General features: G+C 61.6%; 10 protein-coding genes and 2 pseudogenes. 7 read left to right on the forward strand and 5 right to left on the reverse strand.

What is annotated here, in order from left to right; genetic code table 11:
* Positions 1-240 precede the first annotated feature (240 nt).
* The gene (locus JQ507_25770) at positions 241-582 is read left to right on the forward strand and encodes a hypothetical protein (GenBank protein QRI68311.1); all 342 of its coding nucleotides are present in this window, start codon (positions 241-243) and stop codon (positions 580-582) included.
* Between the two features lie 289 nt (positions 583-871).
* Positions 872-1,357, forward strand: coding sequence for a BA14K family protein (locus tag JQ507_25775; protein QRI68312.1), 486 nt, complete (start codon positions 872-874; stop codon positions 1,355-1,357).
* A gap of 1,130 nt (positions 1,358-2,487) precedes the next feature.
* On the opposite strand, the gene JQ507_25780 is transcribed toward JQ507_25775, so the two are convergent.
* Positions 2,488-3,009 carry a hypothetical protein gene (locus JQ507_25780; protein QRI68313.1) on the reverse strand — a complete coding sequence of 174 codons (522 nt, stop codon included), beginning with the start codon at positions 3,007-3,009 and terminating at the stop codon, positions 2,488-2,490.
* Between the two features lie 41 nt (positions 3,010-3,050).
* On the opposite strand from JQ507_25780, the gene JQ507_25785 reads away from it, so the two are divergent.
* Genes JQ507_25785 through JQ507_25795 form a run of 3 tightly spaced genes read left to right on the forward strand, consistent with a single transcriptional unit; the run spans position 3,051 to position 7,764 of the window.
* Entirely contained in the window at positions 3,051-4,223 is a 1,173-nt protein-coding gene (locus JQ507_25785; protein QRI68314.1) for an efflux RND transporter periplasmic adaptor subunit, read from the forward strand.
* A complete protein-coding gene (locus tag JQ507_25790) occupies positions 4,220-7,351 on the forward strand; it encodes an efflux RND transporter permease subunit (GenBank protein ID QRI68315.1) in 3,132 nt (1,043 codons plus the stop codon). The genes JQ507_25785 and JQ507_25790 overlap by 4 nt, the downstream gene beginning before the upstream one ends.
* Entirely contained in the window at positions 7,348-7,764 is a 417-nt protein-coding gene (locus JQ507_25795) for a thioesterase family protein (protein QRI68316.1), read from the forward strand. Before JQ507_25790 ends, JQ507_25795 begins: the two co-directional genes overlap by 4 nt.
* 319 nt (positions 7,765-8,083) lie before the next feature.
* Here the strand turns inward: JQ507_25795 and JQ507_25800 are convergent, their stop codons facing one another.
* Entirely contained in the window at positions 8,084-10,396 is a 2,313-nt protein-coding gene (locus JQ507_25800; protein QRI68317.1) for an FdhF/YdeP family oxidoreductase, read from the reverse strand.
* Between the two features lie 270 nt (positions 10,397-10,666).
* Between JQ507_25800 and JQ507_25805 the strand changes: the two genes are divergently transcribed.
* Entirely contained in the window at positions 10,667-11,914 is a 1,248-nt protein-coding gene (locus JQ507_25805; GenBank protein ID QRI73514.1) for an oxalate decarboxylase family bicupin, read from the forward strand.
* 248 nt (positions 11,915-12,162) lie between these two features.
* Here JQ507_25805 and JQ507_25810 read toward each other — a convergent pair whose 3' ends face one another.
* From JQ507_25810 to JQ507_25820, 3 genes and pseudogenes are all read right to left on the reverse strand, one after another.
* Positions 12,163-12,831 carry a DUF1275 domain-containing protein gene (locus JQ507_25810; GenBank protein QRI68318.1) on the reverse strand — a complete coding sequence of 223 codons (669 nt, stop codon included), beginning with the start codon at positions 12,829-12,831 and terminating at the stop codon, positions 12,163-12,165.
* A 7-nt stretch (positions 12,832-12,838) separates the two neighbouring features.
* Positions 12,839-13,470 (reverse strand): annotated as a pseudogene (locus JQ507_25815) (formate dehydrogenase accessory sulfurtransferase FdhD).
* Positions 13,471-13,473: 3 nt separating this feature from the next.
* Positions 13,474-14,072, reverse strand: a pseudogene (locus JQ507_25820) (DUF308 domain-containing protein).
* Positions 14,073-15,658: 1,586 nt separating this feature from the next.
* Here JQ507_25820 and JQ507_25825 point away from each other — a divergent pair.
* Positions 15,659-16,093 carry an RNA polymerase subunit sigma gene (locus JQ507_25825; protein QRI68319.1) on the forward strand — a complete coding sequence of 145 codons (435 nt, stop codon included), beginning with the start codon at positions 15,659-15,661 and terminating at the stop codon, positions 16,091-16,093.
* Positions 16,094-16,202 lie beyond the last annotated feature (109 nt).

Raw genomic sequence — 16,202 nt, forward strand, 5'->3', positions numbered from 1 at the left:
AAGCCGAGTCTGTCGCCGACCACTTCGCTAGGCCGATACGCCTGCTGTCGCCCACCGTCGGCACAGCCTGCAAATTGAGTCTCATCGTTTGCGAACGAAGAACGCACGCGATCTTCGGACGGGATTCTGTCGACGCAAACATGTCCAACCGCTCTTTCCGTTCTTTTGCGAAAGACCAGCAACTATTCCTCTTGCAAGTAGACAACACTGACCGCGACCGCCCTTTCGAGGATGAGCAAGATGACCAGGAGCACGAACTGCTACGCCACCATCACCGCGCTATTGGCCGCTACCTCCGCCCAAGCCAGTCCGTGCGCTCCTTCAATCGCGCGCGTTCAGGCACAGATCGACGCCGCCATCGAAAGACAAGCAGGAACCGATGGATGGAAGTCGGAAAGCCTCGACGCACTGCGCGGTTATCAGCCGACGCCGCGATCGCTGGCGGCCACCGAAGGCAGCCATCGGCGGGGCTTCGAACAGGCGCTCGATGCATTGGCTCAGGCTCGCGCCGCCAGCGACGCCGGGGACTCCGCTGGCTGCCATCGGGCGCTCACCAATGCGCGCGCCGCGCTGCGCCCGTAGTCGAAACGTCGTTGCAGGCGGCAGTATCCTGGTCAGGCGTGGAGAAGCGCGAAGGCACCGAGACGTGGCGCCGATGATCATCAGCGAATGCCACAACACGCTCCGGAGTTCGTTCATGCAGAAGCTGAAGGCTGATTGGGCACGGGTCAGGACTGACACCAAGATCGCGATGAAGAAGGATTGAAAACAAAATCTGAGCAGCGGCGTCCCGCGGCGACGTTGCACGATCGCTTAGCGGGCGACGGATCCAGCAAGCGTGTAAGACTCTCATGAATGAAAGGAAATAACGATGGATCGGATCATGACGATTTGCGGGGCTATCTTTGTCGTAATCTTGACAACGGCGGCGCCAGCTTACTCTCGCGGCGGTGGCCATGGTGGCGGCGGAGGCTTTCATGGTGGTGGCGCGCATTTCGGCGGCACCGGACGCTTTCGAGCCTCTTCAGCAGGAATTCGTGCCGCTGGCACTCTTCACAGATCTGCGATGGGCCTTGGTCGTCTAAATCACGTCGATGCGAATCGGCTCGGTGCTGGCAGATTCCATCACAATCGCACCCACCGATGGGCGTACGCGCGCGGCTTAGGACTTGGCGGCGCTTTGGTATCAGGCGCATACCTTGGCTGGCCCTACTATGGTGACGGCTACGACGATTGGCTCCACGATGATTACGATGTTGCCACTGCTTCCAACTTTTGCGCACAGAGGTATCGCTCGTACGATCCGAATACCGGGACGTATATCGGTTACGACGGAAGGAGGCACCCATGCCCCTAGCGATGGCGACCTAAGGAACTGCCTCTACGAAGACCTCAGAGTTTCCGCTGTGCTTCGTAGTTAGAAGGCGCTTGAACAAGCCGTTCCCGGCGCGGCGCGTATTTTCCAAAGCCCGTTTTCGTCACAGCATTACGGGAAACCGGCTGACGAATGCGAAGACTTCACGCGAAGTGTTCAGCCGGCTCCCAGAAGGAGTCGGCTGAAGCATCTTTTTTCGTACGACCGGATACCTCGACCTTCTCGCCAGTGCGATCCTGGCTAGCACGAGAAGCACCGCAATCGGTGTGCTCATAGCGTTAGGTAGGCCGAGCGGGCGAGTGGCTTCATCTAGTTATATCCAGAGTCCGAGCGTCGGGCCATCGACACCACCGGGTGGATTTATTGACGCAGATGCGCAGGAATCCGAGCCTCGTCGAAAGACTTCGAACGCGGTTGTTGTCGCAAGCAAGGCTCAAGGCCTGGCATTGAGGCGCCGTCGCTACTTCCAGATCAAAACACAACGCGCAACGTAGACGAAGACCAGGGTGTTTGTGATACTGCATGCTAACTTCAGAGCGGCCACACGGGTCCTTGCGCATTTGAGCGTTCGGCTTGGGAATTGGCGTGCGTCTCGGCAATACGGGATATGGCAAATTGCTATACCGTTCCGGTGAAGCAGCTGCTTCTGCATCGCAGCGAGTGCTAAGGGAGCCGTCGCGTTGAGCTACAAACGAGGGTTGCCATACGTGGTTGTGGGAACAGCGATTGTCGCAGTTATCGGCATTTCGGAAGCCACACTGAAACCTCCGGAAGTTTACACCAATCGCTTCTGCTTGTTGGACCAGGGCAAACGAACATGTCGCTTTCAGACACTCACTCAATGCATGACGGCGATGCCGACTTCAGACTCCGAGTGCGTGAGAGATACGGTGAAGCCCAGCACACTGAGAAGCAAGATACGTCGCTATTGCAGCGGTGACCCCGGCGCCGCTAGCCCACTTCGGTATGCCTGCACACGCTGGCTGTGATGAGATTTCCATCATAGGCGCGAACGTGAAGCGGATCATGCGCCGGCAACGACGGTGACCCCGTCAATCCGCAAGGAAGGCCTCCGGCTCATGCGCATCATGCAGCGCTCACTCTGCTCTTTATCATTGGCGTGCAACCTGGTTCGGAGCACCACACATGCGAAGACGGCTCAAATGGCACAGGGGCGCTTTCGTCCTGTGCATGTGGCTCGCAACCGGCGCGATCGGGAGGCCCGTTGCAGCAAATGCCCAGACGACATCTTCAACTCCGCCGTCGTCAGGCGCGCGAGCAACATCGCCATTCATGATGGAGCCGAGCGGCGCGCCAGGCATTCCGCTCGGCGCGACCGAAATCGCAACGCCCGGCGTAAGTCCGATCATCCCCTCGCCAGGTACAGGCATCGGGAATTGCGCCGGCTCGAGTGCTGCTCCGTCATCGAAAGCTCCATTCGACGGTGGCGGGATTTCCGGAAGCGCGCCGCTGTCGTGCACCGACAGCAGCATTCCTTCGTCTCCCCTGCCCTCGTCGTCGACGGCCGGACGTGCCGGGGTTCCCTTGGGAGCGACCGAGATCGGCAATGCCGGAATCAGCCAAGTCGCGCCCGTTGCGGGCCCAAGCACACCAGCCAATGCGGTTTCGATCACCGGTTTCGGCCATCCCTGAGATTCATGAGAGGAACACCACCGTGAAACGCAGCTTCATTGTCGTGCTGGTCGTGCTCGCCACTGCCCTTGGCGGCGGGAGCGTCTGGTACTTCGGCAAGAGAGCCCGGCCGGCCGCAGCGAGCCTGCCGGCGTCTGCCGCAATCCCAGTGGTCGCTGCCACGGTCACTGGCAGGAATGTCCCGATTTACCTGCGCGGCATAGGCACGGTGATCGCCTACAACACTGACGTCGTGCGCAGTCAGATCCAGGGACAAATCGTCCAGATCGCCTTCACCGAGGGCCAGACGGTCAAGGCCGGCGATCTGCTTGCACAGATAGATCCCCGTCCATACGAGGCCCAGATCGAGCAGTTCACAGCCAATCGCGACCGCGACCGGGCCCAGCTGACGAACGCGGAGGCAAATCTTTCCCGCTACACCCAGCTCGGCGACAAGGGATATGCCACTCCGCAATTGATCGAGACGCAGAAGGCGCAGGTCGCGCAGCTACAGGCCGCCGTCAAGTCGGATCAGGCGCAGATCGACGAAGCCAAAGTTCAGCTCAGCTACACGCGCCTGACGTCGCCAATCCCCGGCGTTACCGGCGTCAGGCAGATCGACGTCGGCAACGTCATTCACCCGACCGATCCGAACGGCCTTGTCGTAGTGACCCAGGTGGAGCCGATCTCGCTGCTCTTCACCCTTCCGGAGGCGGATCTCCCGGAGATTCAGCAGCAGTTGACCAAGGGACCGCTGAAGGTCGTCGCCTACAGCCAGGACGACAAGATCAAGCTCGACGAGGGTGAGCTGCTTCTCATCAACAACGAGATCATCCAGACGACGGGCACACTTCAGCTCAAGGCTACTTTTCCAAATCGCGATCACCGGCTATGGCCGGGACAACTGATAAATGCCCGCCTGCTGCTCGACACCCGCAAGGACGCCTTGACCGTCGCCGGCTCAGCCGTGCAGCAGGGCCCGAACGGCGCCTATGTCTACGTGGTGAAGCCGAACCAGACGGCGGAGCTCCGCCCAGTCCACGTCGCGCAGATCAGCGACGGGCAGGCGCTGATCGATCAGGGCCTGAAATCGGGCGATGTCGTCGTGATCGACGGACAGTACCGGCTCAAGGAAGGCAGCCAGGTTCAGGAGCTGCACGGCAAGGCCGCGCGCGAAGCGGACCTGCAAAGCTCTGTGCAGGACGCGCTGCCATGAATTTCTCCGCGCCCTTCATCTTACGGCCGATCGCAACCGCCCTGCTGATGGCCGGCCTGCTGCTGTGCGGCCTTGCGGCCTATCCCCTGCTTCCGGTCGGGGCGTTGCCCAACGTCAACTTCCCGACCATTCAGATCTCGGCGCAGTTGCCCGGCGCCGATCCGCAGACCATCGCATCGTCTGTTGCCACGCCCCTGGAACAGCAACTGAGCCAAATCCCGGGCGTCACGCAACTGACCTCATCGAGCGCGCTCGGTGTGGCTCAGCTGACCGTGCAGTTCGAGCTCTCACGTACTGTCGACAGCGCGGCCGTCGACGTCCTGTCGGCGATCAATGCCGCCAGCCCCTATTTGCCGCCGAATATTCCCTATCCGCCGACCATCCGGAAGGTGAATCCGGCCGAGACGCCGATCATGTTGATCGCGCTATCGTCGGATACGCTTCCGATGACGACCGTCGATGCCTACGCCGAGAATATCCTGCTGCCGAAGATCTCGCAGGTGCCTGGCGTGGGCCTGGTTGGAATCGGCGGGCAGCAGAAGCCGGCCATTCGTGTCCAGGTCAACCCGCAGGCCCTTGCCGATCGTGGCATTGGCCTCGAGGATGTCCGTAGTGTGATCGCCGGAGCCAACGTCGATCTGCCCAAGGGCACGCTCAACAGCCCGCGCGTGACCTACACGCTGAACACCAACGACCAGTTGTTGAAGCCGGCGGCGTATGACGACCTCATCATCGCCTATCGCAACGGCTCGCCGGTGCGGATCCGCGATATCGGCACGGCGATCGAGGGGCCCGAAAACAATCTGCTGGCCGGCTGGTACGGCAAGCAGCCCGCCATCATTCTCGCGGTCCAGCGGGTTCCGGGCGCCAATGTCATCGAAACCGTCGATCGCATCAGGACGTTGCTGCCAACACTGCAGGCGTCGGTGCCCCCCGCAATCAAGGTCACGATTGCCGCAGACCGGACCGCGACCATTCGCGCCGCCGTCTCGGACGTCCAGTTCACCCTGATGTTGACCGTTGCGCTGGTGGTGATGGTCATCTTCCTGTTCCTGCGAAATTTCTGGGCCACGATCATTCCGGCGGTGACCGTGCCGCTCTCGTTGATCGGCACGTTCGCTGTGCTTTACGTGCTCGGCTACAGCCTCGACAACCTGTCGCTGATGGCGCTGTCGATAGCCGTCGGCTTCGTGGTCGACGACGCCGTGGTCGTGATCGAGAACATCGTGCGGCATCTCGAAGCGGGGCTCACGCCCATGCAGGCGGCGCTCAAGGGCTCCAGCGAGATCGGATTTACGATCATTTCAATCACGCTTTCGCTGATTGCCGTGTTCATCCCGCTCTTCCTGATGGGCGGCTACGTCGGAAAGCTGTTCCAGGAATTTGCGATCACGATCACCGCAGCGCTACTGCTGTCGTTGATCATATCGCTGACCCTGACGCCGATGATGTGCGCGCGCCTGCTCAAGGATGAATCGCGCAGAAAGCACGGCAGGCTCTACCTGTTGTTCGAGAGGGGCTTCGATTCCCTGCTCGCGCTCTACGCGCGCGGCCTGCACGTCGTGCTGCGCCACCGCTTCGCGACGTTGCTGGTGATGCTCTCCACCATCGCGCTGACCGGCTACCTCTACGTCGTCATCCCGAAGGGCTTTTTCCCGCAGCAGGATACCGGACAGATCGTCGGCATTACCGAGGCCGCGCAGGACATCTCCTTCCCCGCGATGTCCGAGCGTCAGCAGGCGCTCGTGGGCATCCTGCAGAAGGATCCCGACATCGAATCGGTAGCAAGCTATATCGGGCCCGGCGGTCCGACCGCGACGCTCAATCAGGGGCGCATCTTCATCGTTCTGAAGCCCAAGCCGGGACGCAAGGCGAGCGCGGATCAAATCATCAACCGGCTGACGCGGGAGCTCGCCCACATCCAGGGCATCAACCTGTACATGCAGGCGGCCCAGGACATCACCATCGGCGCGCGCCTGTCGAAGACCCAGTATCAGTACACGCTCACCGACGCGGATTCCAATGAGCTGTCGCACTGGTCGGCGATCTTCCTGGACAAGCTGCGTGCGCTCGATGTCATCACCGACGTCGCCAGCGACCAGGAGAATGCCGGTCCGATGCTCGACGTGACAGTCAACCGCGAGGTTGCATCAAGCTACGGCATCCTGCCCTCGACGATCGACAACACCCTGGACGACGCCTTCGGCCAGCGAATCGTCTCCACGATGTTCACCTCGTTGAACCAGTATCACGTCGTGATGGAGGTCAATCCCAGCTTCCAGTACGGGCCCGACGCGCTCAAGGGCATCTATGTCAATTCCGCGAGCAACCAGCAGGTGCCCCTCAGCACGCTCGTGCATGCCGTCATCAAGCCGGCCCCGATTCTCATCAATCACCAGAGCATGTTCCCATCCGTCACGGTCTCGTTCAACCTGAAGCCGGGTGTCGCACTGGGCGACGCGGTCTCGGCGATCCAGAAGATCGAGCGGGACACCGGAAAGCCCGCTTCGCTGGCCACGTCGTTCCAGGGCAACGCCCAGGCCTTCCAGTCCTCGCTATCAGGTACCCCGCTGCTGATCGGCGTGGCGCTGATCGTGATCTACATCATCCTCGGCGTGCTCTACGAGAGCCTGATCCACCCGATCACGATCCTGTCGACCTTGCCTTCCGCCGGCATCGGCGCGTTGCTCCTGCTGCTCGCTGTGCACATGGACCTCAGCGTGATCGCCATCATCGGCATCATCCTGCTGATCGGCATCGTCAAGAAGAACGGCATCATGCTCGTCGACTTTGCCCTCGAGGTGCAGCGCGAGCATGGCCTGAGCCCGCAGGAGGCGATCTATCAGGCCTGCACGCTCCGCTTCCGGCCGATCCTCATGACGACGATGGCCGCGCTGCTCGGCGGCGTGCCGTTGATGGTCGGCACCGGCACGGGCTCGGAGCTGCGCCAACCGCTCGGCTACACCATCGTGGGCGGCTTGATGCTGTCGCAGATCCTGACCCTCTACACCACGCCGGTGGTCTATCTCTACCTCGACAAGCTCGGCGCGTGGCTCACCCGGCGGCCGCAGGGCGCCTCCGAAACATCCCCGCCCCCCGTCGCGGAAGAAACGAGGATTGCATCATGAATCCATTCGACAAGGTGACGACCGGCATGACCGCAGAAAAGGTCGTGGTCGTCACGCCCGAGATGACAGTCGGCCACGTCGTGCCGGGCATGCCCGCGGTGTACGGCACGCCGATGATGATCCTGCACATGGAGATGGCCTCGGGGTCGGCCATCCAGCCGTTCCTGCCGGTCGGTTATGTCAGCGTCGGCATGATGGTCAACATCCGCCATCTCGCGGCAACACCGATCGGCCGCACCGTCCGAGCCATTGCAAGGGCCGTCGGAGTCGAGGCAAAGAGTATCCTGTTCGAGGTCGAGGCCTGGGACGGCGACCGCAAGATCGGCGACGGCACCCATCGGCGGGGCATCGTCAACGTCGCCGAATTCGAGAGGCGGTTCGGCGTGACGAAGCCCGAGGCGGCGGTCACCTAAATGATCATGCGCTTAAGGTTCGAGATGGTCTGAACCGCGCCTCTGCTTCGCTGGGGTTGACGAAGCCCTACGGATCGTAGCGGCTGCGATGGTGGAATCGTGCCGGTGATTTGCCCGGCGTGTCGATTCGCCGGACATCGCGCAGGCGTCCATCAGCTGCTTTGCATGGGGTTGTTTTCGATGTTTTGCTGTGCGGGCCGGAAATCTCGCGACCATACCCGATCGTTGCCTCCGGCTGCTCCGCCGGAAGCTGGGTCCGAAGCTGCGATCCTCGATAGCGACGGCGCACGGTCCCCGACTTCGCCTCAGGCGGGCTTCTTCAGTGATCGAGCAGCACGGCGGCTTCATCGGTACCGCTGGATCGCACGAGCCGGATCGGGATGCCCTTGTAGGACGGCGTGAAGCTCAAGGGATCGCGGGCATAGAGCGGGACCAGCGAGTTGGTCTCCGGGTAGTACGCGGCGCAACAGCCGGTCGGGAAGGAATAGCCGACCACGCGGAAGTTGCGCACGACCCGCTCGACCCCGTCGGTCGATTCCGTGATCAAATCCACACGGTCGCCTTCGGCAAATCCCCGCCGTTTCATCTCGTATTCGTTGAGGAACACCACGTCACGCTGGCCGAACACGCCGCGATAGCGGTCGGACATCGAGTAGAGCGTCGTATTGTACTGGTCATGGCTTCGGATCGTGCTGAGCCACAGGAACTCCGGGTCGCTCTGTGGGGGATCCTCGCCGCAGCCTTCGAAGACCAGGAAGTTCGCCTTTCCGGACGGCGTCGCCCAGATGCGCTCGCGCGCCGTCGAGTTGAGATGAAAGCCGCCGGGAATCCGGATACGGGCGTTGTAGCCCTGAAAAATCGGAAAGACGGCTTCGATCGCCTCGCGGATCAGGTCATAGTCGGCGGCAAAGCCGTCCCAATCGACCACCGTGCGATCGCCGAGCGTCGCCTTCGCCATGCCGGCGATGATCGCCACCTCGCTGCGCAGATGTTCCGACGCAGGCTTGTTGCGTCCGCCGGAGGCGTGCACCATGGACATGGAGTCTTCCACGGTGATCGACTGCGGCCCGCCCGCCTGAATGTCGATTTCGGTGCGTCCGAGGCACGGCAGGATCAGGGCATTGCGACCGTGGACCAAATGGCTGCGGTTGAGCTTGGTCGAGACGTGAACGGTCAGATCGAGATTGGACAGCGCCGCCCGCGTCGACTGCCAATCGGGAATGGCGGCGGCAAAGTTTCCTCCCATCGCGAAGAAGACCTTGGCCTCGCCGCGGATCATCGCTTCGAGAGCCGTTACGACGTTGTGCCCTGGCGCTGCCGGTGGCTTGAAGCCGAACCGCTGCTCCAGACGCGCGAGCAGTTCCGCGCTGGGCACCTCGGTAATGCCGACCGTCCGGTCGCCCTGGACGTTGGAATGGCCGCGAACCGGGCACAAACCCGCTCCTTCGCGCCCGATGCTTCCGCGCAGCAGCGCCAGATTCGCCATCTGCTGGACGTTGTTGGCGCCGCGAAAGTGTTGCGTGATCCCCATCCCGTAGACGAAGATCGCGCGCTCCGATTTCATGTAGGCCTTGGCCGCATATTCCAGATCCTCGCGCGTCAACCCGGACCGGCGCTCGATGTCGGGCCATTGCGTGCGCTTGAGGTCATCGGCGAGCGCCTCGATGCCCACGGTGTGTCCGCGGATGAAATCCCAATCCAGGATCTCGGGCTGCTCCGCGGCGCGTGCCGCCTCATCCGCCTCGACCAGGATCTTCATGATCCCCTTGAGTGCGGCGACGTCGCCGCCGACCCGCACCTGGAATAGCTTTGAGCTGATCGTCGTCGACGACAGCGTGATCATCTCGACGGGGCTCTGCGGCGCCTGGAAACGCTCCAGGGCTCGCTCGCGGAAGGGATTGAACGAGATGATCGAAGCGCCGCGGCGAGCCGCGTTGCGCAGGCTCGTCATCATTCGCGGGCTGTTGGTGCCTGGGTTCTGGCCGAAGATGAAGATGCAGTCCGCCTTGTCGAAGTCCTCCAGCAGCACGGTCCCCTTGCCGACGCCGATCGATTTCGGCAGGCCGACGCTGGTCGCCTCGTGGCACATGTTCGAACAGTCGGGGAAATTGTTGGTGCCGTATTCGCGGACGAAGACCTGATAGAGGAAGGCCGCTTCGTTCGAGGTCCGCCCGGACGTGTAGAAATCCGCCATGTTCGGATCGGGCAGCGCCCTCAAGTGGCTGCCGATGGTTTGGAAGGCTTCGTCCCAGCCCACCGGAAGGTAGCGATCGGAGGCGGCGTCATAGGCCATCGGATGAGTGAGCCGTCCGACCATCTCGAGGTCGTAGTCGCTCCAGCCCGCGAGTTCCGTGACGGTATGCTCTGCGAAGAACTCTGGCGTGCAGCGCTTGGCTGTCACCTCCCAGGCGACCGCCTTGCCGCCGTTTTCACAGAACTCGAATGACGAGGTGTGCTTGGGATCGGGCCAGGCACAGCCGGGGCAATCAAAGCCCTGCGGCTGGTTCATGCGTCTCAGTGTCGCTGCACCTTTCACCGGGACCCGTTGTACCAGCAGAGCGTCGCTGAGCGCCTTGAGCGCCCCCCATCCGCCGGCAGGCTCGCGATAGGGACGAACCGATTTGCTGGTCATTTGAGATCTCTTTTGGTGCCACGATCCTGCTGTCAGTTAGGATCATCGCGCGAGCACCGTCTTTTCAAATCGGACTTCGCTTTTCGCGATCGCACAAGCACGGCGACCACCATCGACGGAGTCCGATCGGGCCAACACGCCTCGACAGTGCGTTCCGAAAAAAGAGACGCCCTTCGCGGAAGCCTGCAATGCACGGCGCCTATAGGCTCGCTCAAGGAGCCTGCCGCGATGAGTGCGGCTCGTTTCAACCACATTTCAGGAGCAACCAACATGTTCTCACGACGGGATTTGCTGGCTCTTTCGGCGGCGGGCGCGGCCGCGGTCAGCGCCGGGGCGCAAGCAGCCACGGTTGGCAACCCGGACGAGCCGGCTCAGGGAGCCATTAACGCCAAAAGCCCAGGAAGTCTGTCCGATCCCGGACCGCAAAGCCCGGAGCTCGCGAAGCAATTTCCTTCCATGCAATCGCCGCCAGCAACTGACGTAGGTGGTCTGCCGATGGATTGGGCTTCGTTCAATAATGCACCAAGGCGCATACAGAACGGCGGCTGGGCTCGTCAGGTCACTGTCAATGATTTTGCGATCTCGAAAGAAATATCCGGCGTCAATATGCGGCTTTCCGCGGGCGGCATTCGCGAGCTGCATTGGCACCAGGCCGCCGAATGGGCGATCATGACGTATGGCAATTGCCGCGTCACTGTTCTCGATGCTGAGGGTCGGCCTTATGTCGGCGACGTCAAGGCCGGCGACCTCTGGTATTTCCCGGCGGGCGCGCCGCATTCGCTGCAGGGACTCGGGCCCGACGGCTGCGAGTTCGTGATCTGCTTCGACGACGGCCATGCCAACGAATTCAATACGCTGCTTGTCACGGATTGGTTCATACATACGCCGCCGGAAGTTCTGGCAAAGAACTTCGGCGTCTCGGCCGATACCTTCGCGAACATTCCGCTGCACAATCTCTGGATCTTCCAAGGCAAGGTGCCCGGCGCCCTCGCCGCTGATCGCGAAGCGATCGCAAAACATGCCGAGGCGCCGCCCTATCCATTTATCTTCCCGCTTAGCAGTTCGGCTCCGGTCAAGGAAAACGCCGGTGGAACTATCCGCGTGGCCGACAGCAGCAACTTCAAGGTTGCCACGACGGTCGCGGCAGCGCTCGTAACGGTGCGGCCCGGCGGTATCCGCGAGATGCACTGGCACCCAAACGCTGATGAGTGGCAATACTACATTAAAGGGAAGGGGCGGATGACGGTATTCAACACGGGCCCGAATGCCATGACGACGGATTTTTCCGCAGGCGACATCGGCTATGTTCCGCGCAATCTCGGGCACTATGTCGAGAACGTCGGCGATACCGACCTGGAGTTCGTCGGCGTATTCCGTGCGCCGCGCTACGAAGAGGTTTCACTGTCCAACTGGCTGACGCACACTCCGCCGGAGTTGGTCGCCCAGCATCTCAATCTGGGTGCGAAGCTGATTGCTCAATGGCCTGACACCAGTCCCGGCGTGATGCCAAAGACCTGAACGACAAGAAAGGCCCCGAATCCAGCGCCTCTCTTTTGGCGGCTTGCGACCTGGCGCCTCTGAGGCCGCGCCGCCATCCCATCACAATCGTCTGATCCGAGTACAGTTGCAACCGAAGATCCCGGTTGCCCAAACAAGAGCTGCGCCGGTACCAAGATCGCAGCGTAAGCCCACGGCTATTTGGACAGACCGCAACCATCTACCGCAAACGAATGCCAGCTTGCCAACAAGCATGGTCTCGAAAGACATCAGGCCTGCCAGCGGTGGCGGCGACCACATAGTGCGAGAGCGAAAGTCAATAATGCGATCGGAACAATCAGGCCGCCGGCGCCCAGCCGCTTCGTTGCCAATGCTCCGGCCGCGGCGCCCAGCAGGAACATCAGGCAGATCGTGAGTATGACTTTCGCGCCGCGCACAGCCTCGCGACGGGGATCCGTTACTAGGAGATCGATGGCCCGGAGCGTGTTTCCGGTCACCGTGACCGAGAGGTATTTCCAGCGTTCGACCAGCCTGAAGCTAGCTGTCTGCAGCGCAACCCCGAAGGCGACTCCGATCACTGCAACCGGCTCGGCAAGCCGGTGCAGCAACAGCATGACCACGGTCAGAGATACGATCTCGCCCGCGAGACACAGCAGCGGCGCTCGGACCGTTGTCGCCACCCATGCGCCCGCGACAAAGGCAAGGATCGGAGGAACGTGATGAAGCGCCTGGAACCACTGTCCGCTCGCAGCATACACTCCGAGGAAGACGACATTTCCGGTCTGCGAATTCGCAAAGACGCCACCGAGCGAGAGCCACGTGAAGGCGTCGATGAAGCCGCCTGACATACTCAGCAGACACGCGACCAGCAGCGACTGTTCCGGCACGCAGGCTGCAACCTGCTTCCTTGCAGCCGAGTGCGGAGAGAGAGCTTCCATGGCTATCTCATGCAATCATCGATCGACAAGCGGCTTGCCGCGGCGATCGTCTGGCCAGAACGACGCGATGCGGGTGCGTGAATATGCCGTATCCATCATCGCGAGCAGCGTTATCCCCGCCCCTTCCGCCGTCCCGATAGCCAGCGTCGTCGGGGGCGACATGGCAATCACGAACGGTACGCCGATCACCGCCGTCTTCTGCACCTTCTCGACGGAGACACGGCTGGTCAGCAGCACAGCTCCGCCTGGTGCCGAGTGCCCATCGGCGGAAACCGCCCCGGCGAGTTTGTCGAGCGCATTGTGCCGGCCGACATCCTCTCTGACCAATGCGAATCCGGCCGCCGCATGCCAGAACGCCGCCGCGTGCAGGGATCGCGTCTGCTGATTGAGACTCTGAAGCGGAGCCCGCACCTCGATGGTTTCGATTTCGCTCACGTGCTCGACGATGCCCTCGGTGAGGGTGAATCCGATGCCGAACTCCTCTAGATCAGACGGCGTCGCCATCATCACGGCATGCGTTGATCCATCGTAGCTCAGCGCAATGGCCGTCTCTTCGGCAACGAGCCGCGACGTGTGCAGGCTATGGTTCCCGCGCCAGGCGATCTCGTCATGCGGCGTGCATGTCGAACCCGTTATCATGGCTCACACCGTTGCAGGCTGGTTTGAACGGCGGGACGCACGCGCCCTCAGTGCCAGGCCAAACAGGATCAGGCCCCAGCCCTGGAAGATCAGGTCTACCACCAGCATCACGCCAAGGAGCAAGAGGCCAATGGCCGGCCATGCCGCAACGACCACGGCGCCGACGCAGACGGTGAGCGCTCCGGCGGCGACGAGCCAGCCCAGCCCGCCGCGGGCCGCGCATGGAAACCGGCCCAAACCCTCATGATACCGGAGATAGTAATAAAAACGCCCGCAGTCAGAGACGACGTCAACGACGCGAAGATCGGGTCGTAGAGGATGATTGCGCCGGCAGTTGCATAGACGACTCCGGCAAGCAGCCAGAGCAGAACGCCGCCCGGTCCGCGCGCCGAGAAAGCGTGAAAGATCTGGATCAGCCCGGCGACTGCGATGGCTGCGCCGATCACCAGCACCGACGCCAGACTCGCCGCCAGCAGATTTGTCGATGCGACGCCGCCAAGGATCAACTCACCGACGCCAAGGGCAACGAACCAGCCCCACCTTGGCGCGATCGCGTGGATTGCAGCTCCAAGCGCCGGCTTCACATTCAAAGCATTTGTCATGATCTGATCCTTGTCGACGAGCCGGGTGCGGTCGTAAGTCGCTCAGGAGATCAGCCTAGGCGCCGCCGGCGCAGGCATCTTTCAAGAAGTCGGCCGACATTGCCCATCCGCACGATGAGGCATCCTCGCAAGAGACGCACGATAGCGAGCGTGCTTTTGCGCAACTGGAACTCCGATCTGGGAATACCCTCGACCGCAACGTTCGTAGGTTCGGTGAACGTTACCTTGCGGAGGTCGCTCCGGCTCATCTTCATGAGCAGGCGTCACTGCACCAGTTTCGCACTAGAAACGACCGGGTCGAGGCGCAACGAACGCGATCAAATTCAAACAAAGAGATGAAGCCAGCCGCTATCCCGCCGCTCATGACGGTCTGATCGCAGGGCATTGTGCACAGTCATGCCACTGGAATTCTGACCTGACCGCGGCGAGGCCCCGGTTTCCACGCCGCACATGAGGGAAGAGCTTGTCATGTTGATGGCGCTCGACGAACTCAAGGACGGCGGCCCGAAGATCCTGAGCGGAATTTCCCAGAGGAACATTTAACCAATTCGGCGGCGCATCAGGTTTGAAGGGGTCGTGCGGTTTCCCAAGTTCGTTTCGCGATCCTCGTCCGGGCGCCTCTCCGTCGTTGAAACGTATGTTGCATTTGTTGAAACACTTTACGGCTTCCCGAACGATGCTGTCCGCTAGGAGCGCGACCAAAATAAAACCATCTCAACATTCCTCGCTAGTGTGGCTGCGGTTCGGTGAACTCACGTGCGACCAGGGACATCGGGCGTTTGGGGAAGACACCGTGACGTGGTTGCACAGCACGCCTCGCGGGTCCGGCGCGCAAGAGGCGATAGATGTAAAACGTACCGAACGAGAAGATGAAGACGTCGACCGCGCTAAGCATAATGATGGAGGTCAAGGCCGCAGGCGTGGTCAAAACGGGGGCACCGCGTCAGCCGCGGGCCGGATGGGGGATGGCGCCGCCCCTGCGTTCAACCGCGCTCGAAGGCGAGCTACCATTTACGCTTGAGCTTACCGCCGAGGACTAGTTGAGGACCTCGATCGAGCCGCAGCGCGCTTGGCGCCATCGGGCATGTTGATCCAGCCGGCGTAGTCCGATGCGACCTGCTTCGCCCCGTCGAGCAGCTTGGTCAAGAACACATCCAAGTCCTCGGGGCGAACTGGTCGGCCGCGCCATGTTGGGCGGCCTTCGTGCGGGGAACGATGAAGTCACCGCGGGAGAGTAAGTCGCACTGCACCCGTGACCATTGGCGTATTCGCCGATCTCGGGGCACGCCTTCAAACGGCGACCTGCCTAGCGACGACGTGCATTTTAGAAACTATCGAGCATTCGTGGAAAAGTTAAATTGTGGCGGCATCATCTAATGCGGTAACCAAGCGCAATCCGGTCACGGCTCTGTTGTGCCGGGCAACTTGAACTCCGGCAGAAGAACAATGACCTCGATGTCCCTCCCGCTCGCTCGATCGATCATGATCGTGAACTTGCGCAGCGCGGCACGCCGCGCAATTCCACCTGCCGGATTGGTTCGAGGTATGCGACCGGCGAAAGCCAACAGCGACTCGCTTGATTGTGAATGACGGCTGACGAACCCGAACTGAAGGCGCAGATGCTGGCAAGCCGGTGTGGTGACGCGATCGCCTACCATGCGCTTCTTGCGAACCTCGCACCACGGCTGCGCAGCTACTACGAGCGCGAGCTGATCAGACTTGGACACAGCACGGACCAAGTGGAGGATCTTGTCCAAGAGACGTTGCTGGCGATTCATCAGAAGCGTCAGACCTACGATTGCAGAGCGCTGTTCACGCCATGGCTGCAAGCGATTGCTCGCTACAGGTTGATTAGCTTCCTTCGCAGCAGAGGCGCGCAGGCGATCGAAACCTCAATCGACAATGGCGAACGTCCGGCGGCGAATCACGATTGCCTGCGGATCGAAGCGAAAGTAAGCATCAAGGTCCATCGCAGCCTGAAGATCCTAGCTCCCTTGATCGGAAGGGGCCGCCGAGGTTGAGGTATCGTAGCCGCCTATGCCCTGACAATTTAAGAGCCTCCTACAAAGCTGGGGGTGGGAAGGGGATAGGGTGAGCAGCTCGAACCTCCTCCGGATCGGCAACATGCCG

The sequence above is a fragment of the Bradyrhizobium sp. PSBB068 genome, assembly GCA_016839165.1.
In the GTDB taxonomy this organism is placed as follows: domain Bacteria; phylum Pseudomonadota; class Alphaproteobacteria; order Rhizobiales; family Xanthobacteraceae; genus Bradyrhizobium.